Annotated in this window: 1 protein-coding gene; it reads left to right on the top strand. The window is 54.4% G+C overall.

The features are described from left to right. On the top strand, window positions 1–743 hold a 743-nt coding region (locus ACVCAM_RS26480; RefSeq protein WP_447093753.1), incomplete at both ends, for an IS5 family transposase.

Genomic DNA, 743 nt, shown 5'->3' on the forward strand with positions numbered 1-743 from the left:
GGCAACGCCTTCATCACGGGGAAGACCTCAGCGCTATTCTGATCTCGCCATCACCACCGTTCTGGTCATTAAACGCGTATTCCGGCTGACCCTGCGGGCTGCGCAGGGTTTTATTGATTCCATTTTTGCCCTGATGAACGTTCCGTTGCGCTGCCCGGATTACACCAGTGTCAGTAAGCGGGCAAAGTCGGTTAATGTCAGTTTCAAAACGTCCACCCGGGGTGAAATCGCACACCTGGTGATTGATTCCACCGGGCTGAAGGTCTTTGGTGAAGGCGAATGGAAAGTCAGAAAGCACGGCAAAGAGCGCCGTCGTATCTGGCGAAAGTTGCATCTTGCTGTTGACAGCAACACACATGAAGTTGTCTGTGCAGACCTGTCGCTGAATAACGTCACGGACTCAGAAGCCTTCCCGGGCCTTATCCGGCAGACTCACAGAAAAATCAGGGCAGCCGCGGCAGACGGGGCTTACGATACCCGGCTCTGTCACGATGAACTGCGCCGCAAAAAAATCAGCGCGCTTATTCCTCCCCGAAAAGGAGCAGGTTACTGGCCCGGTGAGTACGCAGACCGCAACCGTGCCGTTGCTAATCAGCGGCTGAGCGGAAGCAATGCACGGTGGAAATGGACAACGGAATATAACCGTCGCTCGATAGCGGAAACGGCAATGTACAGAATTAAGCAGTTGTTGGGAGATTCACTGACGCTGCGTGACTACGATGGTCAGGTTGCGGAGGCTATGG

This window comes from Enterobacter sp. CFEC122, assembly GCF_052983755.1.